The sequence below is a fragment of the Halostella pelagica genome (assembly GCF_004762015.1).
GTDB lineage: Archaea > Halobacteriota > Halobacteria > Halobacteriales > Natronoarchaeaceae > Halostella > Halostella pelagica.
The window spans coordinates 585,667-607,215 of sequence record NZ_SJES01000001.1 but is presented as its reverse complement, the minus strand read 5'-3'; the positions used below and the strand labels follow the sequence as shown (position 1 = coordinate 607,215).

The following is a 21,549-nucleotide window of genomic DNA, read 5'->3' as shown; positions in this document are numbered from 1 at the left end:
GTTCGTTGCCCGTATCGGGCCGTTTATGACGAGCGCGATAACATTTACTCGCATGAACGCGATATTTACCCTGCTTCCCTGCTCACGTCCCCCTCTCTTCCGTCGGACTGCGTTCGGAGGTGACGCCGCAGTACGGCGTGTGGTGCGCCCGTGAAACGACTGCCAACTCCGCGGCGGAGCGCGCTCGTCGCCCGCGTCGAGGTCAGGCGGACGCTCCGCTCGTTCGTCGAGAACCGGACCCGTCTGGCGCTGACCGCTCTCTCGGGCGTCTTCGTCCTGGCCGTCGTGGCCGCCGGGTCGTACGGCGTCTATCTCGCCGGTCAGGCGCTTCGTTCGGGTAGCGACCTCGGCGGGTTCGACGTGACCTCTACGCTGCGCGGTGTCGTCGGTCTCGTCTGGGTTGGGATCTCGGCGCTCGTCGCCGCCCGCGCCGTCGCAAAGCGCGGCACGGTCCCCAAGGCCGACGGCCTGTTGACGACGATCCCGACGGCGGACGCCGTCGGCGGAATACTCCTCTCCGAACTGATATTCGTCCTGCTGTGGACGCTGCCGCCGCTCGTTCTTCTGACCGGGAGCTTTTCGTACGGTGCCGGGACGCCCGGCCCGTTCATCGTGATGGTCCCGGTGGTCGCTACACTCGGCGCGCTAGGGGTCGCGACGGGGTACCCCGTGGGCCTGCTTGTCCGGCAGGCCGTCACGCGCTACGACGTGCTGGCGAAACACCGTCAGGTCCTCTTTGCGTTCGCGTTTCTCGGCTACTTGGCTCTCGTCTTCGGCGGCGGCATCAACGAGATAGCGGCCGTGTTGCTTGACCCCCTCGCGCGGACGCCGGTCGGGTGGCTCGGCGACCTGCTCCTTGTCGGGATCCCAGGTATCGACGGGTCGCTCGCCCGTGCAACCGTCGCGCCCGCCGCCGTCCTCGCCGCAGTCGTTCCGGCGCTCGCCGTCACGGTTCGAATCGCCGCCGTCCACTGGTTCTCCGACCCCGCCGGACCGACATCCGAGGACGATAACGACGCTGGCGGGCGGTTTGCCGACGTACTCCCGGCGCTCCCGATAGCGCTCCCGTCCTCCGCGTTCTCCCGCCCGACGCGGGCCGTGGCCGGCGCGGTGGTCCGTCGAGCGGTGCGCGCACCGATCAAGCTTTCGTACGTCATTTACCCGCTGTTCGGCGTGATACCAGTCGCTCAGTCAGCGATCGAGCAGGGCCGCATACCGGCGTCGCTCCCGTACGCCCTTGCGCTGTACGCCGCGTGGGCGTCGGGCGTACTCGTCACGCTGAACCCCTTCGGCGACCAGGGGGCGGTGTTGCCGGGGACGCTGACGACGCCGCTTTCCGGCCGGCAGTTCGTCGCGGGACACGTCGTCGTGGCCGCTGGGCTGATGGTACCACTGACCGTCATCCTGGCTGTCGGTAGCGGTCTCGCCAGTCCGCTCTCGCTCGCAAGCGTCGCGGAACTGGCCGTCGGTGCCGGCGTCCTCGCGGCGCTGATGCCGCTGCTGGCGACCGGTATCGGGGCACTGTTCCCGCGGTACGGCGCGGTCAACGTCGTCGGGAACCGGAAGGCGGTGATGCCGAGTAAGCGGGCGTTTCTGACCTACTCCGTGACGATCGCCGCCGCCGGTCTGGCGGCGGGGCTGACGTTCGAGGCTCCGCTCCGAGAGGCCGTCGCAGCTCTCGTGACGGTTCTCGTTCCCCGGATTGCGGTTTCGCCGGGGACTCTGGAAACCGTCGGTATCGTCGCACTCGCCGCGGCGCTCGTCTCGCCGTTCGTTTCAGTCGCGTACGCTGTCCGCCGGTTCGAATCGTATCACCTACACTGACTCACGTGCGGAGAGGTTGCCCCAGGACACTACCGTCCCGGGACTGACGCGGAGGACCGGACGCGACTCGATAGCCTGATCCACGTACTGGTCGTACTTCTCGCGCAGCGCCCGCACCGCCGGTTCGTGGCCGTCGTCGTTCGGCTGTCGCAGTTCCGCTGTGCCGCGGATCTGTACCCAGCCGAGTTCGTCCCAGTTCTCCGCGTAGTGGTCAACGAGAAGCGTCACCCGCGGGTCGGCCCGGACGTTCCGGACGCGACGCAGTTCCGTCGCCTCGACTGCCTTCGGTTTCTCGTCTAGCGGCGAGACGACCGCTCCGTCGACGAGCGCGTAACAGACCGGGACGGCGTGTGGCGCGCCGTCTCCCGTCACCGTCGCCAGGCGCGCGACCCGCGCTCGTCGGACGAACTGGCGCTCTGATTCGGAGAGAGTCATATCCCGAGATACCGCTCGCTCCCGCTTAACGCTCCGCACGCGACGCCGATTCTCACTCCATCCACTCGGGCGCGAACTCGACGATTCGCTTGCGGAGAACGGTGTACACCAGCGACGTGAGAAGCGCGGCGAGGACCGCCGTCCGGATGGAGCCGTCGAACGTAACGAGCGCCGGCACCGAAACCAGCGCGCCCAGAACGAAGTCCTCTGGCGACCCGTCGTAGCGGACCCACCGCCGGGGCCGAACCCAGGTCTTCGTCGGATGGAGAAACACCGCGCGGTCGGAGGTCCCCTCCCACGGTTTCAGTTCGAGGCCGCCGCCGAAGGCGTCGCTCGCCGAGTGGACCGCCGCGGAGACGAGAAACAGGGCGGCGGCGACGGTCGTCGTACTCGGGGCAACCGCGGCACCGACGACCGCAGGGACCGCGAGACCGGTGTAGTACACGGGGAAATGCAGCGTCTTGCGGTGGGCGGCGAGTAGGTCCAGGTCCGGGAATATCCCGCCCGCCGCCCCGCCGACCGCCGCGGCGACTGCGAACTCGGGTGCGACCGCGACCACCGCGCTCGCCAGCGCCAGACCGACGAACGCGTGGGTGGTCACCATCATGGATCGCGATAGGGCCACGACGGGCAAAACGCTGTCCGTTCGGTCGCGTCCGTCGACAAACGGGTGACTGCGGCCCGCGGCTTTTTGCCGCGCGCGCCACGATCTGGTCACATGAGCCAGATCACCCTGTACGAACTCGACGGCTGTCCGTACTGCGAGAACGTCCACGAGCGCCTGCAGGACCTCGACATCGAGTACGAGAGCGTCTGGGTCGAGGGTCTACACTCGAAACGCGACGAGGTGGCCCGCGTCTCCAATCAGCGCTCGGTGCCCGTGCTCGTAGACGAGGAGTACGGCGTGACGATGGGCGAGTCCGAGCGCATCCTGGAGTTCATCGAGACGACGTACGCCTAAGGGGATCCTCACCGGCAGACCCTATCGAACGCGCTAGCGCAGTTTGCTCCGCGATAGAACTCCTTTAGGAGGTGTCCGTTACCGAGAACCGGGCCGGGCGTGTGTGTTCATCGTGTTCGTGTGTCGGTCATGGTCCGTCGGCAGTGCCGCCAGCGGCAACCGTCGTTCAGAACTCCGTCACCACGGGTATCCCGACCGTGTCGAACTCGCTCATCGCGGCGACGCGGTCCGGCACGTCCGCCAGTGCGATGGTCTCCGAGACGATGGCTCCGGGGTCGAGTTTCCCGCGTTCGACCATACGGAATATCTCGTCGTAGCGGGTCGGCGGCATCCCGAAGGACCCGAGGAAGTCGATCTCCTTCATCACCATCGCGTCCGTCGGCAGCGGTATCTCGCCGCCTTCCTCGCTGGTCGTCAGGCCGATCTGGAGGTGCTGGCCGGTCCGTCCGAGGCTGTCGAGCGCGTTGCGACACGTCTCGGCGACGCCGAGGCCGTCCACGGCGAGGTCGACGCCCCCGCCGGCAAGCGCTTTCGCGTGACTCCCGACGTTGTCGACCGCGCTGGCGTCGAGCGTCTCGTCCGCGCCGAGGTCGGCGGCGGCGTCGAGCTTCGACTGCTGGATGTCGACCGCGACAACGTTCGCTCCGAGCGCGTCGGCGATGTGTACGGCCGAGAGACCAACGCCCCCACAGCCGTGGACGGCGACCCAGTCGCCCGCCGACAGGTCGGCGCGATGGGAGAGTCCGTGAAACGCCGTTGCGAACCGGCAGCCGAGGGCGGCCATGTCGACGGAGTCGACGCCGTCCGGGAGTTTCACCGCGTTGTAGTCCGCGGCGCGGACCGGAAACGCCTCGGCGAACGCCCCCGGCGCTATCGATGCGAATCCGAGCGGGAGGACCGTCTCGCAGACGTTCGCGCGACCGTTCCGACAGTGGTGGCAGGTGCCGTCGGAGAGCGCGAACGGCACGGCGACGCGGTCGCCCTCCCGGAGCGTCTCCACGTCCTCGCCGACTTCGGCGACGACTCCCGCGGGTTCGTGTCCGAGGACCTGGCCGGGTTGGGCCTGCGCACCGACCCACTCCCAGTCGCCCTGCCAGGCGTGCCAGTCGCTCCGGCAGACGCCGCAGGCCTCTGTCTCCACGACGACCTGTTCGGGGTCGGGTTCGGGTCGCTCGACCTCTTCGATGACGAGCGGTTCTCCGTGCTCTCGGAGGACGGCGGCTCGCATACGGTCCGTGACACCGCGCACCACGAAAAATCCGGCGTCGCGTCGAGTCCGTTCTCGGCCTCACCCGTCGCAGTGGTCCGACTCCGCGCGCCGCCGGGACCGCACCGGTTAAGACCGCCCGCTCGCCAGACGTACCCATGCGACTGGAGGAGTACTGGGGCGTCGGGCCGAAGACCCGCGAACTGCTGGAGACGGAACTCGGCGTCGAGGACGCCGTGACCGCTATCGAATCGGCCGACGTTCGGACCCTGACGGAAGCCGGATTGAGTCGCGGCCGCGCCACGCGCATCCTGCGGCGCGCGAACGGCGAGGCCGGCATGGACGTCCTGGCGACGAGCGACGGGCGGTCGGTGTACAAGGAACTGCTCGAACTGGCACGGCAGTACGCCGTCACGCAAGACGCCGCGGACAGGATTCAGGTGTTGACGCCGACGCCTTCCCACGAGACGCGAGTGAAGCGGCTCCACGCCGTGCTCTCGGCGCGCGACACGTGGACCGATCTCGACGAGGAGACCCGCGAAACCGTACTCGACGCGTTCGCGGAGTACGACGAGACGGGCGGCGGCGAGCGACCCGCGGTCGAAGCGGCGCTGGCGCTGCGCGAGGCGGACGTGACGGAGGGCGCGTTCGACGCCATCGCCGCGGTCGATCCAGACGCGCTGGCCGAGGCCGCCGACGCCCTCGCCGCGCTGGACGACGGTCGCGTCCGCGATGGCGTCGACGACGACCTGGACCGCCTCCGCGACGCGCTGACGGCTGTCGAATCGGCATCGTCGAGTCCCGTCGAAGTCGTCGACGCGGTCCGCGACGGCGACGTTCGCCGCACCGACGCGTTCCGGGACTCGTTCGTCGACCACCTCGCGGGCAAACCGGGCGTCACCGCGGGCCGCGTCCGGGAGGCCATGCCGGACGAGGCGGCGGACGCGACGGATTTCGTCGCGCGGACGCTCCGGGCGCTCGTCGACGACCTCCGTGGCGCGGTCGAGGACCGCGAGGCGGCGGTCGCCGCGGACCTCCGGGAGGAGATCGAGGCGGCCCGGGCGGACGTCGACGTCGCGGTGGAGGCGGTCGGCGACATCGCCTTTCACCTCTCGCTCGCGCGGTTCGCCGAGGCGCACGACCTGACTCGGCCGGAGTTCGTCGACGACGGGGTCGCCGTCGTCGGTGCCCGTAACCTCTCGCTCGCGGCGAGCGACGAGGCGGTACAGCCGGTCACCTACGCCCTCGGCGACCACGACGTGGACGAGGTTCCGTCGACCCGCGATACGGCGGACGCGGCGGTCGGCGTCCCCGGCGAGGAGCGGGTGTCCGTCCTGACCGGAGCCAACAGCGGCGGGAAGACGACGCTACTGGAGACGCTCTGTCAGGTGGTCTTGCTGTCGGCGATGGGTCTGCCCGTCCCGGCGGAGCGAGCGGCGGTCGCGGATTTCGACACCGTTGTCTTCCACCGGCGGCACGCGAGTTTCAACGCGGGCGTACTGGAGTCGACCCTTCGCTCTATCGTCCCGCCGCTGTCGGCGTCGGACCGGACGTTGATGCTGGTCGACGAGTTCGAGGCCATCACTGAACCCGGCAGCGCCGCGGACCTCCTGCACGGACTGGTCCGCCTCGCCGTCGACGAGGGCGCTCTGGGGACGTTCGTTACCCACCTCGCGGACGACCTCGAACCGCTTCCCGACGCGGCGCGGACCGACGGCATCTTCGCGGAGGGGTTGACGCCCGACCTGGAACTCGAAGTCGACTACCAGCCCCGCTTCGGCACGGTCGGGCGTTCGACGCCGGAGTTCATCGTTTCCAGACTAGTGGCTGACGCGAGCGACCGCACCGAGCGGGCGGGCTTCGAAACCCTCGCGGAGGCAGTCGGTCACGAGACGGTCCAGCGAACGCTGGCGGAAGCGTGGGAGGAACGGCCCGCCGACGGTCGCTGATAGCGACCGTTGTAACTGTGTACCGGTGCTCGCCGGCCTCGGATCGCCGAACTACCGAACTGACTTCCAATACCCTCTGAGGACGGCGATACGACTGGTCGGCGAGTGCGCGAAAACGGGCGTGGTCACGGCGAACGTGTTACCGCTTGTACGTTCGCAGTTGAGCGCGGTCGGCGTTCGGCCGTTCGGTACCGGTCACGCTGGTGAGCTTCTTGTACCCCCAGGTGAGCAGTATGAGGCCGATGACGAACCAGGCCGTCGCGCCGATCAAATGCGTTTTCGGCGGCAACGCTGCTCCGAGGAGCGGCCCCCGCATGATGAACCACGCGGCCATAAGCGTTATTAGTAATCCTGCGATGCTGACAGCGACGTTGATGCGTTTTCCCATAGTTACACAACCCCCCTGCGACGGCCACCCCGGACCGTCACATGGATCGCATTACCCGCTACGTACCTATTACTACGTAAATGTATGCCAAATTGTAATGCAAAAAGAAAGATTGGAAATTCTAAATAAGTCGGATCAGATATGAAATCGCACAGTCAGATCGCGGTCGCCGTCCGAACGAAGACGGACAGTGCCCTGCCTTGGTCATAGCGCATCGGCTCCGCGCCGCGTCTACTGTAACTGACGGCCGCTTCTCCGACCCGTCGATGACGTACAACCTGAATAGGATACTACTCAAACTCTGTTGGGTTAGAACAAGCACAATTGTTTTACGTGCTACTGTACTTGCTTTACGCATGCCACGGGTGGAGCTACCCCACGACGCGAAAGCCGGGCCGACGAAATCCGAGGTGCGGGCCGTGTTGCTCGGAAAGTTGGCGCTCGGACCGTCCGACCACTTCGTCGAAGTCGGGTCCTGTACCGGGGCCGTGACGATAGAGGCGGCGCGACGCGCCGGCCGCGTGACGGCGATAGAACGCAAGGAATCGCGCGCGGAGACGACGCGGAAGAACCTCGCCGCGAACGGCGTCGACGGCGTCGAGGTCCGCGTCGCCGAAGCGCCCGAGGGACTGCCGGACGACGCGGACGCGCTCTTTCTCGGCGGGAGTCGCAACTACGAGGCCGTCCTCGACCACGCCGTCGAGGCGGGGGTCGAGACGGTCGTGATGAACGTCTCGCGGCTCGAAGTCGCGGGCGCGGCGACCGAAGCGTTCCGCGAGCGCGACCTGCTCGACGACGTCGTCCAGTTCCAGGTGAGCCACGGCTACGAACTCGCCGGCGCGACGAGTTTCGATTCGGAGAACCCCGTGTACATGCTCGTCGGTGGAGCGAGCGACGGACCCGTTGCGGGCGACGCGGGAGGTGCCGGCAGATGACCCTCTACGGCGTCGGTCTCGGCCCCGGCGACGCCGAACTGATCACGGTCAAGGGCAAGCGAGCGCTCGAAGCGGCGGATGTCGTCTATTCGCCCGGCCGCCTCTCCCGGACGGTCGCCACCGAACACGTCCCCGAGGAGCGCATCGGCGACCTCGACTTCCCGATGACCCGCGACGAGGAGAAACTCCGGCGGGCCTGGAAGGAGGCCGCCGCCGAGATAGCGCCTGAAGCGAGAGAGGGCGACGCCGCCTTCGTGACGCTCGGCGACCCGAACGTCTACTCCACGTTCGGCCACCTGCGCCGGACGATGGACCATTTCCACCCCGATGTCGACCTCGAACTCGTCCCCGGCGTCAGCGCGGTCACCGCGTTCACGACGGCGCTCGGCGTCGAGATAGACGCCGGTGCGGGTCTGGCGCTCCGCGAAGCCGCACAGGGGGCGTCGCCGACCGGACCGGACCGGATGATTCTGTTCAAAGTCACCGACGCACCGGCCACTCACGAGGGACTCGCCGACGCGGGGTACGACGTGACGTACGGCCGCCGGCTCTACATGGAGCAGGGCGAGACGCTCGTGACGGAGGACCCGGCGGAGATCGCCGAACGCGACTACTACACGCTTGCCTACGCGGAGAAGGCCGACCTGTCGGTCGACCGCGCAACGGCGAAGTTCGGCCACAGCGAGGAACGCGCGGAGGCGGCGGAACACGGGGACGAGGTCGAGCCCCGTAGGTCGGACCGCCGCGACGAGGGGGTGCCGTCCGATGACTAACGATTCCACTGACCCGCAGGCGGCGATAGACGAAGCGAGCGAACAGCGCCAGCGCGAGCGCGACCCACGCGTGTACGAACACACTGCGGGCGACGTACAGGAGGGGATCCCGTTCATCGGTGCGGGTCCGGGCGACCCCGGCCTGCTGACCGTGACCGGGAAGGAACTGGTCGAGGACGCGGACCTCGTGGTCCACGCGGGGTCGCTGGTCAACAGCGAACTACTCGACGAGTACTGCGCCGACGCCGAACTGGTCAACTCCGTCGGCAAGGACCTCGAAGAACTGATCCCGCTGATGCGGGACGCCTACCAGGACGACCGTGAAGTCGTGCGCCTGCACAGCGGCGACCCCGCCATCTACGGCGCGGCGCTGGAGCAGATGGACGCGCTGGAACACGAGGGCGTCCCCACCTACTTCGTCCCCGGCGTCACCTCGGCGTTCGCCGCGAGCGCCACCCTGCGGACGCAACTGACGCTGAACGAGACGGCGAATCACGTCGCCTTCACCCGGCCGCAGGGGAAGACGCTGGACCCCGAGGACGACCACATCACGGAGTTCGCCGAGATGGGCGACGTGACGACGTGTATCTACCTCGGCACGCACGCCGTCGCGGACACGATGGACCGCCTGCTCGACGAGGGCGTCGACCCCGACACGCCGGTGACGGTAGTTTATCACGCCTCGTGGCCCGACGAGGACATCGTCGAGGGAACCGTCGCGACCATCGGCGACCGCCTGGAGGACGCGGGCTACCGCGCCTCCGCGATGGTGATAATCGGGCAGGCCGGAACGGGCGCGGGGTACGAGCGCTCGTATCTCTACGGCGATTGGGCGAACCGCGGACAGAACGACGACGAAACCGAGGCTGATGACTGACCATGAGTACTGACGCCAACGACACTGACGGGGACGCATCGACCGACGACAGCGGCGGGCACTGTAGCACGCCGGACAGCGACGGCGAAGTCGCCGAGGAGATAGCGATCATCTCTTTCGAGCGGAAGCTAGACACCGCCGAGGAGATCAAGGAGGGCATCGGCGACCGCTACGACAGCATCGACATCATCGAGTACCACGGCGACGTGTTCGAAGAGCACTGGGGAGAGTACGACTGCTTCGTCGGCCTGATGGCGAGCGGCATCGCGATGCGCAAGACCGCGCCCCTGCTCGACGACAAGTGGGACGACCCCGCCATCTGCGTCGTCGACGAGGAGTTGACGTGGGCCATCCCGATCACGGGCGGGCACCACGGTGCGAACCAGGTCGCGGACGACCTCGCGTCGATGGGCGCGGTTCCGGCGATGACGACCGCCAGCGAGGCCGCCGACAAGCAAGGCGTCGAGAAGCGGGCGAAGGCGCTCGACGCCCACGTGGTCAACGGCGATTCGACGGTGGCGACGAACCTCGCGGTACTGGACGAGGAACTCGGCCCCATCGAGCGCCTCGACGGCCCGAAGGCCGTCCTCGTGGGCGACGACGTGACCGTCCTGAAACGCAATCTGGACGACGGCGTCGTACTCGGCACGGGGAGCGTCTCCGACGCGGACAAAGAGCAGTTCCACGCGGCGTGGGAGCGGGCGCTCGACGAGGCGGGCACGAACTGGGACCACGTGGAGTTCGTCGCCACTGGCACGCGCAAGGAGGAGGAACCCGGTCTGCTCGAAGCGGCCGAGGAGAAGGGCCTCGGCGTCATATCGTTCGAGAAAGAAGACCTCGAATCGTACGAAGGGCCGACCCCATCGCGCTCGAAGGAACTGATCGGTTGGCCCGGTATCGCCGAAGCGAGCGCCATCGCGGCAGGCGCTGAACACGAACTCCTGCTGGAGAAGATCAGCCACGACGACGCCGTGACGGTCGCGATCGGGCGGTAGCGGCGATACTGGCTGCTTTCTCCCCGTTATTCACCGGCTGGAACCGGTCGGCGGACCGCTGGGTGTTACGAGTGAGTCTCGGTACGTATCCCGTCGACGACCTGCAGGACGGCTCCGAGTCCGGTGCAAATGAGGCCGGCCGGAACGAACACCAGGCCCATGCTGAACGCGCTACTGATACGCAGTACGTAGTAGCTACCGGTGAGGCTCCAGAGTATCGATAACGCGTACTGGGAGACCAGCAGGAACACGGCACTGCCACCGACAGCGGCTCCGAGCGTGAGCAGTCGCAGCGGCCATTCTCCCGGGGTGCACGTTTGAACGACGAGATACAGCAGTCCCGCCTCGGCGAGCGCGAGGACTCCAGCTACCAGATAGACCATGACGAAGATACCGGCGAGACCAGCCGCGAATCCGTCTCCGGGCGGGTTTTCGGGGATGGTCGCGAACGTGACCCCGGCAGTGACGAGGGCGAACACGCCGAGAACGGCGGTCCCGATCGCGACGATGCGGGGTGTTGGAGGGAATCGCATGGGCGTAATTCCGGAATAGAGACAATAAGTTCTCTGAAAGCGGGAAGCGTCCCGTCCCGACGAGGTGTGGAGCGCAGCGCTACTCCAGTAGCCGACCGCGAACGTCGCCGTCCGGGATCTCACAGCGGTCCTTCTCGCCGAACCATCGGTACCGATTGGCGGCGACGAAGTCGTAGATCCGGTCGCGGAGCGACCGCGGGACGATTCGGGCCGGTCGCAACAGCGCATACACACCGCCCAGATGCGTGGCGATCCGGAGGACGGCGTCCGTCTTCACGTAACAGTCGTCACCCTCGATCAGCACGACTGACTCCAGTTCGTCGGTCGGGAGGTCGTGTTCGGCGAGCAGGGCTTTCCCGACGTCCGACTGGAGCGGTGCGAAGCGAAACGTCGCCTCCGGGTCCCGCGGTACGATGAACTGGACGAACCCGCTGCAGAGATCACAGACGCCGTCGAACAGGACGACCGGGCCGCCGTCCGGTTTGTCCGCGGTCATCGATCGCGTTCCCTTGGTTCCCGTGATAATTGCCCTTGGGATCCATGATAATTGAGGGTTTCGGGCGGACGCCGCGCGTTCGTTTCATGATACAGAAAACTTATTTATACCTGGGAGGGAGGCTGGCGAACGGGTCGCCCGGTACGTATGGATTCACGCACGCCCTCCCTCCCCGCGAACGTCCTTGACCGTATTTCACACGCCCTCGCCCGGCGGTTCGAGGTCGACCTCCGGGCGCTCGCCGCGTTCCGAGTCGCGGTCGGAACGCTGGTGATCGTCGATCTAGTGCTCCGGTCTCGGGACCTCGTCGCCTTCTACACTGACGCCGGCGTCCTTCCGCGAAGCGCTCTGTTCGCTGACTACGGAACCCTCTACTCGCTTCACGCCCTCTCCGGAGCGGCGTGGGCGCAGGTCCTCCTGTTCGTCCTCGCGGGCGCGGTCGCCCTCGCGATGGTCGTTGGATACCGGACGCGGGTCGCGACCGCCGTCTCCTGGGTGCTGCTCGTCTCGCTTCACCTTCGCAATCCGCTGGTTCTCAACGCCGGCGATACCCTGTTGCGAATGCTTCTCTTCTGGGGGACATTTCTGCCCCTGGGCGAGCGGTGGGCGGTCGACGCGGGCCGAAACGACCGAGAACGGTCAGTGGTGGCTTCTATCGCGACAGTCGCGCTGTTGATTCAGGTCGTTCTCATGTACGCGACGAACGCCGTCCACAAGACCCGGAGCGACGCGTGGACGAGCGGGAAAGCGGTCGCCTACATCTTCCAGGCCGACCACTTCACCATCCTGCTTGGCGACGTTATCGCGGAGCATCACGCGCTGCTGGAACTGTTCACGTACCTCTGGATGGCGATGATCGTCGCCTCGCCGTTGCTCCTTTTGTGTACCGGTATTCCGCGGGCGGTGCTTGCAGTCGCGTTCGCCGGCATGCATCTCGGGATGCTCGTCACGCTCCGTATCGACCTGTTCCCGCTGATCGCCGTCGCTGGGCTCGTCCCGTTCTATCCGCCTGTCGTCTGGAACGCGGTGGAGTCTCTGGCGGACCGGACGGGAGCGGTTTCCTGGTTCCGCCGCCGGTCGGCGTCAGTCGAGTTGTCCACCGCAGTGTCTACCCCCGACGAGTTCGTACGGGACTGCTCCGCTGTCTCGGTCCTCTCGGACGGGGTCACTCGGGCGTACGGAGCGTGTCTGACGGTCGTCCCGTTCGTCTTTCTCGTCCTCGTCGTCACGTCGAACGCCGCGGCGGTCGGCTACGCGACGATGCCGGACCACGGCGACCGGGCGTTAGACGCCATCCAGGGCGACCAGAACTGGCGCATGTTCGCGCCGAACCCGACGCGGACGACGAAGTGGTTTGCGGCCCCCGGAACGCTGGAGAACGGGACGGAGGTCGACGTTCTCCACCGGTCGAGAGTGGACCTCGACCGGCCGGCGAGAGCGCAGGACGCGTATCCCACCTCGCGGTGGCGAAAGTACCTCTCTACCGTCCAGTCGGCCGACAACGAACGCCACCGTTCGTATCTCAGTAACTACCTCTGTAACCGCTGGAACGGGCATCACGACACCGAAGTCCGCGACGTTTCCATCTACTTCCTGTACGAACAGTCCGACCCCTACGACGGGTCCACGTCGGGCGGGAACGTCTCCATACAGGAGTACGACTGTTCGGGCGAGTTCGTTCAGAGCGACGGCTAGTCTCTCCGTTCGCAGTTCACTCTCACTGGCACTCTATCAAAACAGAGTTGCGCTAAAACAAGCAAAATTGTTTTATGCGAAACTAGCGTTGCACTTGATATGCGACACAGCAACGGCACGCTCGCGCAAGCGGCGGTCGGGAGGTCTCCACGGGTATGACCGAGGAGTCGACTGCGGCCGCTTCCGACGACCTCGGCAAGGTATACGTCGTCGGTATCGGCCCCGGCCTGCCGGGCGACATGACCCAGCGGGCGAAAGACGTCATTCAGAGCGCCGACTGCGTCATCGCCTCCAATCTCTATCAGGAGTTCCTCCGCAAGGACGGGACGCTCCCGCCGGAGACGGCGACCGACGGCGGGACGGCGAGCGCCTCCGCCGGCGCGCGCTCGGACCAGGAGGTGATCCGCTCCACGATGGGCCGCCAGATCGAACTCGCCCGGGAGGCGTTCGACCGCGTCCGCGACGGCGAGACGGTCGCGCACGTCTCCGGCGGGGACCCGAACGTGTACGGAAAATCCGACCTCCTGTTCCTGATGGCTCAGGAAGACGAGGTCGAGGACGTTCCTATCGAAATCGTCCCCGGCGTCACCGCGGCACTCGGGGGCGCGGCCAACCTCGGCGCGCCGCTGTCGAACGACTTCTGTACCATCTCGCTGTCGGACAAGTGGCGCGGCTGGGACGAGATAGAGGAGAAGCTACGGGCCGCCGCCATCTCCGGGTTCGTCATCGTCCTGTACAACTGCTGGCGCAACTACGAGCGGGCGGTCGACATCGTCCGCGAGGAGCGCGCCGACGACGCCGCGGTCGCCATCGTCAACGACGCCGGCCGCGGCGACGCCGGCCGCAACGGCGAGAGCCAGACGATCACGACGCTCGGCGAGGCCACGGACCACGACGACAAGGTCGCCGGGATGGGCACCTCGCTCGTCATCGGCAACCACGAGACGGAGGTCTGGAGCAACGACTACGAGCAGTTCCTCGTCACCCCGCGCGGCGGGCGTGACGTCGACGACTTCTGAACCATGAGCACTGACGACACCACGACCGAATCGGAATCGAAGTGCGGGGCATCGAAAACCGACACGAGTACTGAAAGCGAGTCGAAATGCGGGGCGAGCGGGAGCGATTCCGTCTCGTCGTCTTCCTGCGGCGCTTCCGGCAGTGACGAGGAGGAGGAGGTCGGCTCCACCGTCGACGACTTCGACGCGGATCCCGGCCGCCTCGTCGCGGTCGGCCTCGGCCCGGGCCAGCCCGAGGGGATGACCTCCCGCGCGAAGGCCGCGCTCGGGGACGCCGAGCACATCGTCGGCTACACGACCTACGTCGACCTGGTGCCCGACGAGATCACCGACGACGCGGAGGAGATCTACTCGACGCCGATGTGCGGTGAAGTGTCGAGAACCGAGGAAGCCATCGACCGCGCGCTGGCGGGCAACGACGTGGCGATCATCGGCAGCGGCGACCCGAACGTCTACGCGCTCGCCGGCCTCGCGCTGGAGATAGTCGAGTCGAAGGGGGCAACGGCGTCGATGCTCGACTTCGAGGTGGTGCCCGGCGTCCCCGCCGCGCAGTCCTGTGCGGCCCGCGTCGGCGCGCCGCTGGTCAACGATACGGTCTCTATCTCGCTGTCGGACCACCTGACGGACATGCCGACCATCGAGTCGCGCCTCCACGCGGTCGCCAAGGAGGGGTTCACCATCGCCATCTACAACCCGTGGAGCCGCAAGCGCCGGGAGAACTTCGAGAAGTGCTGTGAGATCCTCACTGAGCACCGCGACGCGGACACGCCGGTCGGCATCGTCCACGCCGCGGGCCGCGACGACGAGGAAGTCGAAGTCACCACGCTCGGTGAACTCGAAGACCTCGGCGAGACGGACCTGATCGACATGACGACCACCATCCTCGTCGGCAACGAGGACACCTACGAGTGGGACGGGCGGATGGTCACCCCGCGCGGCTACGAGACCAAATACGAGTACTGATGTACCGAATCACGATCGACAAGGACGCCTGCGACGGCATCTTCGCCTGCCTGACGCGGGACCCGCGGTTCGTCGAGGACGACGACGGCCTCGCGACCGTGGACCCCGCGGCCGACCCAGTTCCCCCTGAAGGGTCCGACGACGGCACGATCCGCGAGGAGGACGGCAAGATAGTCGCGGAGTTCGATGACGACCGCGCCGACGAGGCCCGCGAGGCCGCCGCGGCGTGTCCCCCGAACGCGATCACGGTGGAAGATATCTAATGTCACTGAGCATCGGCAAGCCAGACGACATGCTCGCGGCCCACCCCGAGACGGCGTACTTCTGGGGGCGGGTCGCGGGCGACGGCGACCTCGAATCGGACTGCGTGACCGTGCGGACCAACGACGAGACGGCGGCCCGACGCCTCGCCGCCGTCGCCGGCGCGGAGCAGGTCGACCGCCGCATCCTCGAGCGCGAGTACGCCCACGATACGTCGATCACCCGTACCGAGGACGAGTACGCCGTGCAGGTGTTCGGCGACCTGGCGGACCGCGCCGGCGCGGCGCTGGGCCTGCCGGTCGACGGCGAGCCCGGCGGTTACCGCTTCGGCGCGTTCGCGGACCACGACCGACAGCTCCTGCGGGGCCTGCTCGAAGGCTGCGGGACGGTGTGTTTCAAGTCCGGCGACGGGGCGGTAGGAGTGTCGTTCGTCCATGAGGACCGCCGCCTGCTGGAGACGGTCCAGTCGCTGCTCGACGACGCGCCGGTGGACGCGCCGTACGGCGACCCGGCGGAGGCGTCGTCTGGCCACTGGTTCGGCGTGGACGACGACGCCGTTCCCGATCTCGGCCCGTGGCTGTACGACGGGAGCGAGGACACCGGCCTGTTCGCGCCGAGCCGGCGGCGGAAACTGCGGCGGAGCCTCGACCGGATATGAGCCGGACGACCGACGCGGCGGGCGGGTTCGACGACGAGGCGGTCCTGCTCGTCGGGCACGGCTCCCGCCGCGAGAAGTCGAACGAGCAGGTACGGGAACTCGCGGCCGACCTGGAGGGGCGACTCGGCATCCCGGTCGACGCCGGCTTCCTCGAACTCGCGGAGCCGGCGATCCCGGACGCTATCGGCGGGCTTGCACCGGCGGTCTCGGAGATAACGGTCGTCCAGCTATCGCTGTTCGCCGCCAGCCACGTCAAAAACGACGTGCCGCTAGCGGTCCAGGGAGCGCGCTCGGACCATCCGGGGCTGACGCTCAACAACGGCGCGCACCTCGGCATCCACCCCGCCATCGTCGACCTGCTCGACGACCGCGTGGCCGCCGTCGAGCGCGATCTGGGCGTCGACCGCGAGGCGGACGACGTGACAGTCGTGCTGTGTGCCCGGGGGTCCTCGGACCCGGACGCCAACGCCGATGTTCACAAACTCGCCCGCCTGCTGTACGAGGGCCGCGAGTTCTCTCGCGTGGAGGCCTCGTTCATCGGCGTCACGGAGCCGCTGCTCGACGACACGCTTCACTCCGTCGCCAAGCACCGCCCCGACGCGGTCGTCGTCGTGCCGTACATGCTCGGCGACGGCGTGCTGACGGGGCGCATCCGCGACGGCGCGGGCGAGTTCGACGCGGAGTACCCCTACGTCGACGCGGCCTGTGGCGACCCGCTCGGCACCGACTCCCGACTGCTCGACGTGCTCGGCGACCGCTGGCAGGAGGCCAGGACGGGCAGCGTCGAGATGTCCTGTGACACCTGCAAGTACAAGGTCGAACTCGACGGCTACGAGGAGGACCAGGGCGGCGCACGGGCGATGCTCCGCGCGCTGACCCACCAGGAGACCCACGCCGACCGGGAGAACGTCGACGATGACCCGCACGTCCACGACGCGCCGGAGAAACACGTCGCCGTCTGTACGAATCAGACCTGCGCCGCCGAGGGGTCCCCGGCCGTCCTCGAACGCCTGCGCCAGGCCGCCCGCGACTCCGACGAGTGCGACGCCCGCATCACGCGGACGTCCTGCCTCGACCGCTGCGGCGACGGTCCGATGGTCGCCGTCTACCCCGACGGCGTCTGGTACGGCGGCGTCGAAGCGGACGACGCCGATCGCATCGTCTCGTCGCATCTCGACCGCGACCGGATCGTCAGCGACATCGTGGACCAGACGCTATGACTGTGCGAGTCACCCGAACCGTCGGAAGCGGCCGCCCTCGCACGCGAAACGAACGGCCCGAACCGACCGACAGACACTTTATTTCACTCTCCGAAGCGTTTGGCTATGCCCTCTTTCGACGAGCGATTGGACCGGATGGTCGAATTTCTCACCTACGGGGTCGGCGTGTTGGTCATCACCGGTCTCCTCGTGACCGACCCGACGAGTCTCCCGGGGTTGCTTCCGACGACTGTCGGCCTGGGGCTCGCTGTCCACGCCGCGTGGAGCGACCGGTTAGACGAGTTCGGCTACGCGCTGATCGGATTCGTCGTGCTGGTCGCCCTGCTGGCCGTTGTCGCCGGTGCTATTTCGGCCGTCGGCGTCGACGCCTCGGGGGACGGCCGCTCCGACGCGCTGGTCCCGTTCGTCCTCGCAGTCTCGCTTCTCGTCGCCTACGCGGTGGCTCTCCGCTGGCGACCGCGAGTGTCGCTCCCGACTCCGTAACGCCGTCGTCCGGTTTCGACGGACCGCATCGCCGAACGACCCGACCGACCGATACACATCCATGACTTGTCACGAACTCGAAGCCCTACGACTCGGACTGATGAACGTCCTCGGCACCGAGGACCGAAGCACCCGCGAGCACGCGGAGAACGAACTCGACGGCGCACTCGACGGCCCCATCGAGGGCCTCGCGAACGCTGATTCGCTCTCCGAGATCGAGCGTCATCTCGACGCGGCGCTCGTGGATCTGGAGGAGGAAGTCGCCGAGGCCGACAGCGATTCGCAGGAGTACGACTACCTCCGCGGCCGCCTCGTCGCCGTTCGCGACGCGGAGCGTGCCGTGGGGCGACTCACCGCGCAGGGCGAGAGCGTCCTCGACGGCCTCGGGGACGCTCACCACGTCTTGCACGAGACGTTCCCGACCGATGAGTGACGCCGCCGACCCGACCGAGACGCCCGCCGCGCCCGACCACGAGAGCCTCGACCTCGGCGACGTACCGGCGGCAGGGTCGCGCCACCGCGGTCGCCGGTCGAGCGTCCTGTTGACCGGCGACCTCGTCGTCGCTGGCACTGCAAACGGCGATATCCGGGCGTTCGACCGCGAGAGCCTCGACCGGCGCTGGTCCGTCGACTGCGGCGGAAAACCGGTGTCACTGGCGACACTCGACGGCGGCGAGGGTTCCGGAATCGTCGTCGGTGAGCGCGGCCCGTCCGGCGCGGTCACCGCTCTCGACGCGACCGATGGGAACGTCCGCTGGCGCTACGAGACGGCCGCCGACGTGGGTGACCCGCAGAAGGAAACGCGGTTTTTCTACCCGTTCGTCGCCGACATCGTCACCGACGGCGACCGGACGTACGTCGCAAGCCGGCGGTACGAGCGCGACGGGACTGAATCTGGCCCTGACCGCGTCTTCGAGAGCGTCGTCTACGCGTTCGAGGCCGACGGCTCCATCGAGTGGACGTTCAAGACGGACGCCTCCCCTATCGCGCTCGACCGCCGCGACGACCGTCTCGCGGTCGCGTTCAACCGCTGCCTCGACGACCACCAGCACGGGTTGGTCGTGCTGGACGCGGAGAGCGGCGACCCGCTGGTCGACTGGGACCCCGGCAACGAGGGGCAGCGGCGCTGCGGCGACGTGTCCCTCCTCGCGGACGGCGTCGCGGTCACCAGTCACGGCGACTACCGCGGCTACGTCCTCGACCGCGACGGGGCCGTCCGCTGGCGCGCCGACCTCGCGACGCCGGTCGAGCGCGACGGCGAGACGGTGTACGCCTACCCGAACCACGTCCACGCGACGGACGCGGGGGTCGTCTTCGTCACGGGCAACACCTACCCGGAGGAGGGCCGCGAGACGGAGGCACGCCACCCCCGCGATCACACCGCCTTCGGCTACTCGCCCGACGGCGAGTGCCGGTGGACCGACGGGGTGGGCGGGTTCGTCACCGGCCTCGGCGCGGACGGCGACCTCGTCGCCGCGCCGGGCGCGCAGAACTTCCGGGAGCGCGACCCCGGCGACCACGCGCTCCGCGCGTTCGACGTGACGGAGGGCCGCCGCGAACTCCTCGACGCCGCGGGCGTCGTCACCGCGGCGTCGCTTTCAGGGGACACCGTCGCCGCCGTCGAGGAACCAGTCGAGTATCACGATGACGGCGAACGCCGCGGCGCGCACCGACTGCACGTCGGGCGCGTCTGATCCGGAGCCCTCCCGCGACACGCTCTCGACGCCGACCCTCCGGTAGTCGCCCAATTATTGTTGGGTTTCAAAATAAAATCATGTATTCGCCGGTGAACGACCGCGGGGACCTCCCCGACGCGCGGCGGTCAGGGAACGGTTCTTTCACCGACCACAACCCTTGTAATCGCTGCCGAAGAATCCCCTCGCGTGCAACTACCGACGGTCGAACGGATCCGGACCTACCCGATCAAGTCGCTGGACGGCGCGGAGCGCGAGCGGGCAGAACTGGTGTCGGGCGGCTGTCTCGCCGGCGACCGCGAGTTCGCTATCGTCGACAACGAGGGGGAGTACGTCAACGGCATCCGGACGCCCGACGTCCACGGCCTCTCCGTCTCAGTCGACCGCGAGAGCGAGACGGTGGTCATCGGCCGTAGAGGCGAGAACGAGCGCCGCGAGTTCGACCTGAACGACCGTGCGGACCTGAACGCCTGGCTCTCCGACTACTTCGGCTTCGACGTCACCGTGGTGCGCGACGAGACCGGCATGCCGGACCGACCCGACCGGGGACCGACGGTGATCAGCGCGGCGACGCTCCGAGAGGTGGCGTCCTGGTTCGGCGGCGTCACCGTCGACGGCACGCGTCGCCGCTTCCGCGCCAACGTCGAGATCGGCGGCGTCCCGCCGTTCTGGGAGGACAGGCTCTACGGTGCGGACGGAACGCGGTCCTTCGAGATCGGAGACGTTCGGTTCGAAGGCGACGGTCCCTGCGGCCGCTGTGCCGTTCCGACCCGCGATCCGGATACGGGTGAACGAACGGAGGGGTTTCAGGAGCGGTTCGTCGAAAAGCGCGAGGAGACGCTTCCCGAGTGGACGCCGTCGGAGCGGTTCGACCACTATTACAAGCTGATGACGAACACGCGCGTTCCCGGACCCGGCCGGGGAGAAACGATCAGCGTTGGCGACTCGGTACGGATGCTGTCGGACTGACGCCGAGGCGGTCCGCCGCTGGGCCGAACTCTCCGTCGAGCAGCGCCGGCACCTCGTCAGGGGTCACGTCGGAGTACCACTCGTTTCGCGGCTGGATCGCTATCGCGGTTCCGTCCTCGCTACAGAGGCCGAGACAGGAGGTCTCGGCGACGTAGACGTGCGACCAGAACACGTCACGTTCGCGGAGCCACGACTTCACCGCGTCCAGCACTTCGCGGCCGCCGACGTCCGCACAGCAGGCGTACTCGGCGTCGCGGTCGTTCGTGCAGACGAGGACGTGATCGGTAAATCCCTCCTCGCGGACCTCGTCAGTGCGGCGTCTCACGGGGGATCGTCAGTTCCGAGGCGGCGGTGCGGTCGAGAAGCCAAGTGTGTGCGGTCGCCAGCGTCATCCAGAGGAGGACCTGCCCGACGACGACCAGGCCGCGATACGCCGTCGCCAGCCCGTCCGGGATCGGGCCGGACGAGGAGGCCGTCGGCACGAAAAACGCCGCGGCGACGACGAGGCCGAACGGAAGGAGGGCGGCCGCCGCGCGAGCGACGGTCGCGGTGCCCTCGGTCCGCCGCCAGGCGAGCGCCGACAGCGCACAGGCCAGCGCTCCGAGCGCCATCATCCCCGCGTAGATGACGAGTCTGGCGTCGCTCCCGAGCGCGTACTCCGCGCCGGGTGCCTGCGGCGGTAGCGCCAGCCACGGCGCGCCGGAGACGGTGACGAACCCGGCGGCCGCGAGCAGGTAGTTCCGCGTGTCGGTAGCGCCCGGTAGCGCGGGTTCGAACAGGTAGTACACCACCCCGAAGGCCGCCCCGAGCAACAGGCCGAACAGGCCGCCGCCGACGACGCTCGGTGCGGCCGCGACGAGGTCGATGCCGGACTCGTGGCCGTGGCCCGCCTCGAACGTCTCGGCGAACGCGATCGCCGGCGTCGCCACGAGTGCGACGAACAGGCCGTACGCGACGCCTGCGACCGCTCCCGCGCCGACGCCGCGTTTCAGGGCGTCGTACATCAGTGGCAGGTGACGCCGGCGGCGTGCCGGAAGTTGTGCATCGCGTCGTGGGCCATCGGGTCCTGCAGGAACATGAGTGTGAAGCCGATCGCGGCCGCGAGGCCGATCGCCAGCGCCGCTCGCGTCGGCGTCAGTTCGGTGCCCGCGCGTTCGATGCGGTCGTGAACGGTGTCTGCGGTCTCCATTGAAACTCTACTTTCAATAGAACAA

At 67.9% G+C, this 21,549-nt stretch carries 26 protein-coding genes; 17 read left to right on the top strand and 9 right to left on the bottom strand.

Features of this window, described 5'->3' with window-relative positions:
- Nucleotides 1-150: 150 nt before the first annotated feature.
- Nucleotides 151-1,824, top strand: a complete 1,674-nt coding sequence (locus EYW42_RS03005; RefSeq protein WP_135533771.1) for a hypothetical protein — start codon at nt 151-153, stop codon at nt 1,822-1,824.
- On the opposite strand, the gene EYW42_RS03000 is transcribed toward EYW42_RS03005, so the two are convergent.
- Both EYW42_RS03000 and EYW42_RS02995 read right to left on the bottom strand, forming a co-directional pair.
- Complete coding sequence (locus tag EYW42_RS03000; protein ID WP_135533770.1) at nt 1,816-2,259, bottom strand: TIGR03668 family PPOX class F420-dependent oxidoreductase; 444 nt, start codon at nt 2,257-2,259, stop codon at nt 1,816-1,818. The two genes, EYW42_RS03005 and EYW42_RS03000, sit on opposite strands and share 9 nt — an antisense overlap.
- Before the next feature lie 52 nt (nt 2,260-2,311).
- Nucleotides 2,312-2,866, bottom strand: coding sequence for a metal-dependent hydrolase (locus tag EYW42_RS02995; RefSeq protein ID WP_135533769.1), 555 nt, complete (start codon nt 2,864-2,866; stop codon nt 2,312-2,314).
- Between the two features lie 111 nt (nt 2,867-2,977).
- On the opposite strand from EYW42_RS02995, the gene EYW42_RS02990 reads away from it, so the two are divergent.
- The gene (locus EYW42_RS02990) at nt 2,978-3,220 is read left to right on the top strand and encodes a glutaredoxin family protein (protein WP_135533768.1); all 243 of its coding nucleotides are present in this window, start codon (nt 2,978-2,980) and stop codon (nt 3,218-3,220) included.
- Nucleotides 3,221-3,386: 166 nt separating this feature from the next.
- Here EYW42_RS02990 and EYW42_RS02985 read toward each other — a convergent pair whose 3' ends face one another.
- Nucleotides 3,387-4,448, bottom strand: a complete 1,062-nt coding sequence (locus EYW42_RS02985; RefSeq protein WP_135533767.1) for a zinc-dependent alcohol dehydrogenase family protein — start codon at nt 4,446-4,448, stop codon at nt 3,387-3,389.
- Between the two features lie 137 nt (nt 4,449-4,585).
- On the opposite strand from EYW42_RS02985, the gene EYW42_RS02980 reads away from it, so the two are divergent.
- A complete protein-coding gene (locus tag EYW42_RS02980) occupies nt 4,586-6,376 on the top strand; it encodes a DNA mismatch repair protein (protein ID WP_135533766.1) in 1,791 nt (596 codons plus the stop codon).
- A 139-nt stretch (nt 6,377-6,515) separates the two neighbouring features.
- On the opposite strand, the gene EYW42_RS02975 is transcribed toward EYW42_RS02980, so the two are convergent.
- Nucleotides 6,516-6,764, bottom strand: a complete 249-nt coding sequence (locus tag EYW42_RS02975) for a hypothetical protein (protein WP_135533765.1) — start codon at nt 6,762-6,764, stop codon at nt 6,516-6,518.
- Between the two features lie 356 nt (nt 6,765-7,120).
- Between EYW42_RS02975 and cbiT the strand changes: the two genes are divergently transcribed.
- Genes cbiT through cbiG form a run of 4 tightly spaced genes read left to right on the top strand, consistent with a single transcriptional unit; the run spans nt 7,121 to nt 10,344 of the window.
- Nucleotides 7,121-7,699 carry a precorrin-6Y C5,15-methyltransferase (decarboxylating) subunit CbiT gene (cbiT, locus tag EYW42_RS02970; protein ID WP_135533764.1) on the top strand — a complete coding sequence of 193 codons (579 nt, stop codon included), beginning with the start codon at nt 7,121-7,123 and terminating at the stop codon, nt 7,697-7,699.
- The gene (locus EYW42_RS02965; protein WP_135533763.1) at nt 7,696-8,472 is read left to right on the top strand and encodes a cobalt-factor II C(20)-methyltransferase; all 777 of its coding nucleotides are present in this window, start codon (nt 7,696-7,698) and stop codon (nt 8,470-8,472) included. Before cbiT ends, EYW42_RS02965 begins: the two co-directional genes overlap by 4 nt.
- Nucleotides 8,465-9,349 carry a cobalt-precorrin-4/precorrin-4 C(11)-methyltransferase gene (locus EYW42_RS02960; protein WP_135533762.1) on the top strand — a complete coding sequence of 295 codons (885 nt, stop codon included), beginning with the start codon at nt 8,465-8,467 and terminating at the stop codon, nt 9,347-9,349. Before EYW42_RS02965 ends, EYW42_RS02960 begins: the two co-directional genes overlap by 8 nt.
- A gap of 2 nt (nt 9,350-9,351) precedes the next feature.
- Entirely contained in the window at nt 9,352-10,344 is a 993-nt protein-coding gene (cbiG, locus tag EYW42_RS02955) for a cobalt-precorrin 5A hydrolase (RefSeq protein WP_135533761.1), read from the top strand.
- A gap of 65 nt (nt 10,345-10,409) precedes the next feature.
- Here the strand turns inward: cbiG and EYW42_RS02950 are convergent, their stop codons facing one another.
- Nucleotides 10,410-10,877 carry a hypothetical protein gene (locus EYW42_RS02950; protein WP_135533760.1) on the bottom strand — a complete coding sequence of 156 codons (468 nt, stop codon included), beginning with the start codon at nt 10,875-10,877 and terminating at the stop codon, nt 10,410-10,412.
- Between the two features lie 79 nt (nt 10,878-10,956).
- Nucleotides 10,957-11,373 carry a thiol-disulfide oxidoreductase DCC family protein gene (locus tag EYW42_RS02945; protein ID WP_135533759.1) on the bottom strand — a complete coding sequence of 139 codons (417 nt, stop codon included), beginning with the start codon at nt 11,371-11,373 and terminating at the stop codon, nt 10,957-10,959.
- 147 nt (nt 11,374-11,520) lie between these two features.
- Between EYW42_RS02945 and EYW42_RS02940 the strand changes: the two genes are divergently transcribed.
- The 10 genes from EYW42_RS02940 to EYW42_RS02895 all read left to right on the top strand — a co-directional run bounded on the left by EYW42_RS02940 (nt 11,521) and on the right by EYW42_RS02895 (nt 20,335).
- A complete protein-coding gene (locus EYW42_RS02940) occupies nt 11,521-13,068 on the top strand; it encodes an HTTM domain-containing protein (protein ID WP_135533758.1) in 1,548 nt (515 codons plus the stop codon).
- Nucleotides 13,069-13,223: 155 nt separating this feature from the next.
- Nucleotides 13,224-14,087, top strand: a complete 864-nt coding sequence (locus tag EYW42_RS02935; RefSeq protein ID WP_135533757.1) for a precorrin-3B C(17)-methyltransferase — start codon at nt 13,224-13,226, stop codon at nt 14,085-14,087.
- A 3-nt stretch (nt 14,088-14,090) separates the two neighbouring features.
- The gene (gene cobJ / locus EYW42_RS02930; protein WP_135533756.1) at nt 14,091-15,050 is read left to right on the top strand and encodes a precorrin-3B C(17)-methyltransferase; all 960 of its coding nucleotides are present in this window, start codon (nt 14,091-14,093) and stop codon (nt 15,048-15,050) included.
- Nucleotides 15,050-15,313, top strand: a complete 264-nt coding sequence (locus EYW42_RS02925) for a ferredoxin (protein ID WP_135533755.1) — start codon at nt 15,050-15,052, stop codon at nt 15,311-15,313. The genes cobJ and EYW42_RS02925 overlap by 1 nt, the downstream gene beginning before the upstream one ends.
- Nucleotides 15,313-15,969: a cobalamin biosynthesis protein gene (locus EYW42_RS02920; protein WP_135533754.1), complete on the top strand. Its 657-nt coding sequence runs from the start codon at nt 15,313-15,315 to the stop codon at nt 15,967-15,969. The genes EYW42_RS02925 and EYW42_RS02920 overlap by 1 nt, the downstream gene beginning before the upstream one ends.
- On the top strand, nt 15,966-17,189 hold the full coding sequence (locus EYW42_RS02915) for a CbiX/SirB N-terminal domain-containing protein (protein WP_135533753.1): 1,224 nt from the start codon (nt 15,966-15,968) through the stop codon (nt 17,187-17,189). The genes EYW42_RS02920 and EYW42_RS02915 overlap by 4 nt, the downstream gene beginning before the upstream one ends.
- A 105-nt stretch (nt 17,190-17,294) precedes the next feature.
- Complete coding sequence (locus EYW42_RS02910) at nt 17,295-17,672, top strand: hypothetical protein (protein ID WP_135533752.1); 378 nt, start codon at nt 17,295-17,297, stop codon at nt 17,670-17,672.
- A 61-nt stretch (nt 17,673-17,733) separates the two neighbouring features.
- The gene (locus tag EYW42_RS02905) at nt 17,734-18,105 is read left to right on the top strand and encodes a DUF3209 family protein (RefSeq protein WP_135533751.1); all 372 of its coding nucleotides are present in this window, start codon (nt 17,734-17,736) and stop codon (nt 18,103-18,105) included.
- Nucleotides 18,098-19,366 (top strand): outer membrane protein assembly factor BamB family protein, encoded by a 1,269-nt coding sequence (locus tag EYW42_RS02900; RefSeq protein ID WP_135533750.1) that lies wholly within the window; start codon nt 18,098-18,100, stop codon nt 19,364-19,366. Before EYW42_RS02905 ends, EYW42_RS02900 begins: the two co-directional genes overlap by 8 nt.
- Nucleotides 19,367-19,555: 189 nt before the next feature.
- Nucleotides 19,556-20,335, top strand: coding sequence for an MOSC domain-containing protein (locus EYW42_RS02895; protein ID WP_135533749.1), 780 nt, complete (start codon nt 19,556-19,558; stop codon nt 20,333-20,335).
- Here EYW42_RS02895 and EYW42_RS02890 read toward each other — a convergent pair.
- From EYW42_RS02890 to EYW42_RS02880, 3 genes are read right to left on the bottom strand one after another with little or no spacing between them, the layout of a single operon-like run.
- Nucleotides 20,298-20,660, bottom strand: coding sequence for a (2Fe-2S) ferredoxin domain-containing protein (locus tag EYW42_RS02890; protein ID WP_135533748.1), 363 nt, complete (start codon nt 20,658-20,660; stop codon nt 20,298-20,300). The genes EYW42_RS02895 and EYW42_RS02890 overlap by 38 nt on opposite strands.
- Nucleotides 20,644-21,339 carry a CbtA family protein gene (locus EYW42_RS02885; protein ID WP_202613790.1) on the bottom strand — a complete coding sequence of 232 codons (696 nt, stop codon included), beginning with the start codon at nt 21,337-21,339 and terminating at the stop codon, nt 20,644-20,646. The genes EYW42_RS02890 and EYW42_RS02885 overlap by 17 nt, the downstream gene beginning before the upstream one ends.
- Nucleotides 21,339-21,524, bottom strand: coding sequence for a CbtB domain-containing protein (locus EYW42_RS02880; RefSeq protein ID WP_135533746.1), 186 nt, complete (start codon nt 21,522-21,524; stop codon nt 21,339-21,341). The genes EYW42_RS02885 and EYW42_RS02880 overlap by 1 nt, the downstream gene beginning before the upstream one ends.
- Nucleotides 21,525-21,549 lie beyond the last annotated feature (25 nt).

What these genes read in the sequence shown, in the direction of transcription:
- EYW42_RS02925 (WP_135533755.1), top strand. Translation starts at nt 15,050, where the DNA reads ATGTACCGAATCACGATCGACAAGGACGCCTGCGACGGCATCTTCGCC.
- EYW42_RS02915 (WP_135533753.1), top strand. Translation starts at nt 15,966, where the DNA reads ATGAGCCGGACGACCGACGCGGCGGGCGGGTTCGACGACGAGGCGGTC.
- EYW42_RS02920 (WP_135533754.1), top strand. Translation starts at nt 15,313, where the DNA reads ATGTCACTGAGCATCGGCAAGCCAGACGACATGCTCGCGGCCCACCCC.
- EYW42_RS02950 (WP_135533760.1), bottom strand. Translation starts at nt 10,877, where the DNA reads ATGCGATTCCCTCCAACACCCCGCATCGTCGCGATCGGGACCGCCGTT.
- EYW42_RS02975 (WP_135533765.1), bottom strand. Translation starts at nt 6,764, where the DNA reads ATGGGAAAACGCATCAACGTCGCTGTCAGCATCGCAGGATTACTAATA.
- cobJ (WP_135533756.1), top strand. Translation starts at nt 14,091, where the DNA reads ATGAGCACTGACGACACCACGACCGAATCGGAATCGAAGTGCGGGGCA.
- EYW42_RS02990 (WP_135533768.1), top strand. Translation starts at nt 2,978, where the DNA reads ATGAGCCAGATCACCCTGTACGAACTCGACGGCTGTCCGTACTGCGAG.
- EYW42_RS02935 (WP_135533757.1), top strand. Translation starts at nt 13,224, where the DNA reads ATGACCGAGGAGTCGACTGCGGCCGCTTCCGACGACCTCGGCAAGGTA.
- EYW42_RS02940 (WP_135533758.1), top strand. Translation starts at nt 11,521, where the DNA reads ATGGATTCACGCACGCCCTCCCTCCCCGCGAACGTCCTTGACCGTATT.
- EYW42_RS02900 (WP_135533750.1), top strand. Translation starts at nt 18,098, where the DNA reads ATGAGTGACGCCGCCGACCCGACCGAGACGCCCGCCGCGCCCGACCAC.
- EYW42_RS02945 (WP_135533759.1), bottom strand. Translation starts at nt 11,373, where the DNA reads ATGACCGCGGACAAACCGGACGGCGGCCCGGTCGTCCTGTTCGACGGC.
- EYW42_RS02885 (WP_202613790.1), bottom strand. Translation starts at nt 21,339, where the DNA reads ATGTACGACGCCCTGAAACGCGGCGTCGGCGCGGGAGCGGTCGCAGGC.
- EYW42_RS03000 (WP_135533770.1), bottom strand. Translation starts at nt 2,259, where the DNA reads ATGACTCTCTCCGAATCAGAGCGCCAGTTCGTCCGACGAGCGCGGGTC.
- cbiT (WP_135533764.1), top strand. Translation starts at nt 7,121, where the DNA reads ATGCCACGGGTGGAGCTACCCCACGACGCGAAAGCCGGGCCGACGAAA.
- EYW42_RS02880 (WP_135533746.1), bottom strand. Translation starts at nt 21,524, where the DNA reads ATGGAGACCGCAGACACCGTTCACGACCGCATCGAACGCGCGGGCACC.
- EYW42_RS02985 (WP_135533767.1), bottom strand. Translation starts at nt 4,448, where the DNA reads ATGCGAGCCGCCGTCCTCCGAGAGCACGGAGAACCGCTCGTCATCGAA.
- EYW42_RS02960 (WP_135533762.1), top strand. Translation starts at nt 8,465, where the DNA reads ATGACTAACGATTCCACTGACCCGCAGGCGGCGATAGACGAAGCGAGC.
- EYW42_RS02905 (WP_135533751.1), top strand. Translation starts at nt 17,734, where the DNA reads ATGACTTGTCACGAACTCGAAGCCCTACGACTCGGACTGATGAACGTC.
- cbiG (WP_135533761.1), top strand. Translation starts at nt 9,352, where the DNA reads ATGAGTACTGACGCCAACGACACTGACGGGGACGCATCGACCGACGAC.
- EYW42_RS02910 (WP_135533752.1), top strand. Translation starts at nt 17,295, where the DNA reads ATGCCCTCTTTCGACGAGCGATTGGACCGGATGGTCGAATTTCTCACC.
- EYW42_RS02965 (WP_135533763.1), top strand. Translation starts at nt 7,696, where the DNA reads ATGACCCTCTACGGCGTCGGTCTCGGCCCCGGCGACGCCGAACTGATC.
- EYW42_RS02995 (WP_135533769.1), bottom strand. Translation starts at nt 2,866, where the DNA reads ATGATGGTGACCACCCACGCGTTCGTCGGTCTGGCGCTGGCGAGCGCG.
- EYW42_RS02980 (WP_135533766.1), top strand. Translation starts at nt 4,586, where the DNA reads ATGCGACTGGAGGAGTACTGGGGCGTCGGGCCGAAGACCCGCGAACTG.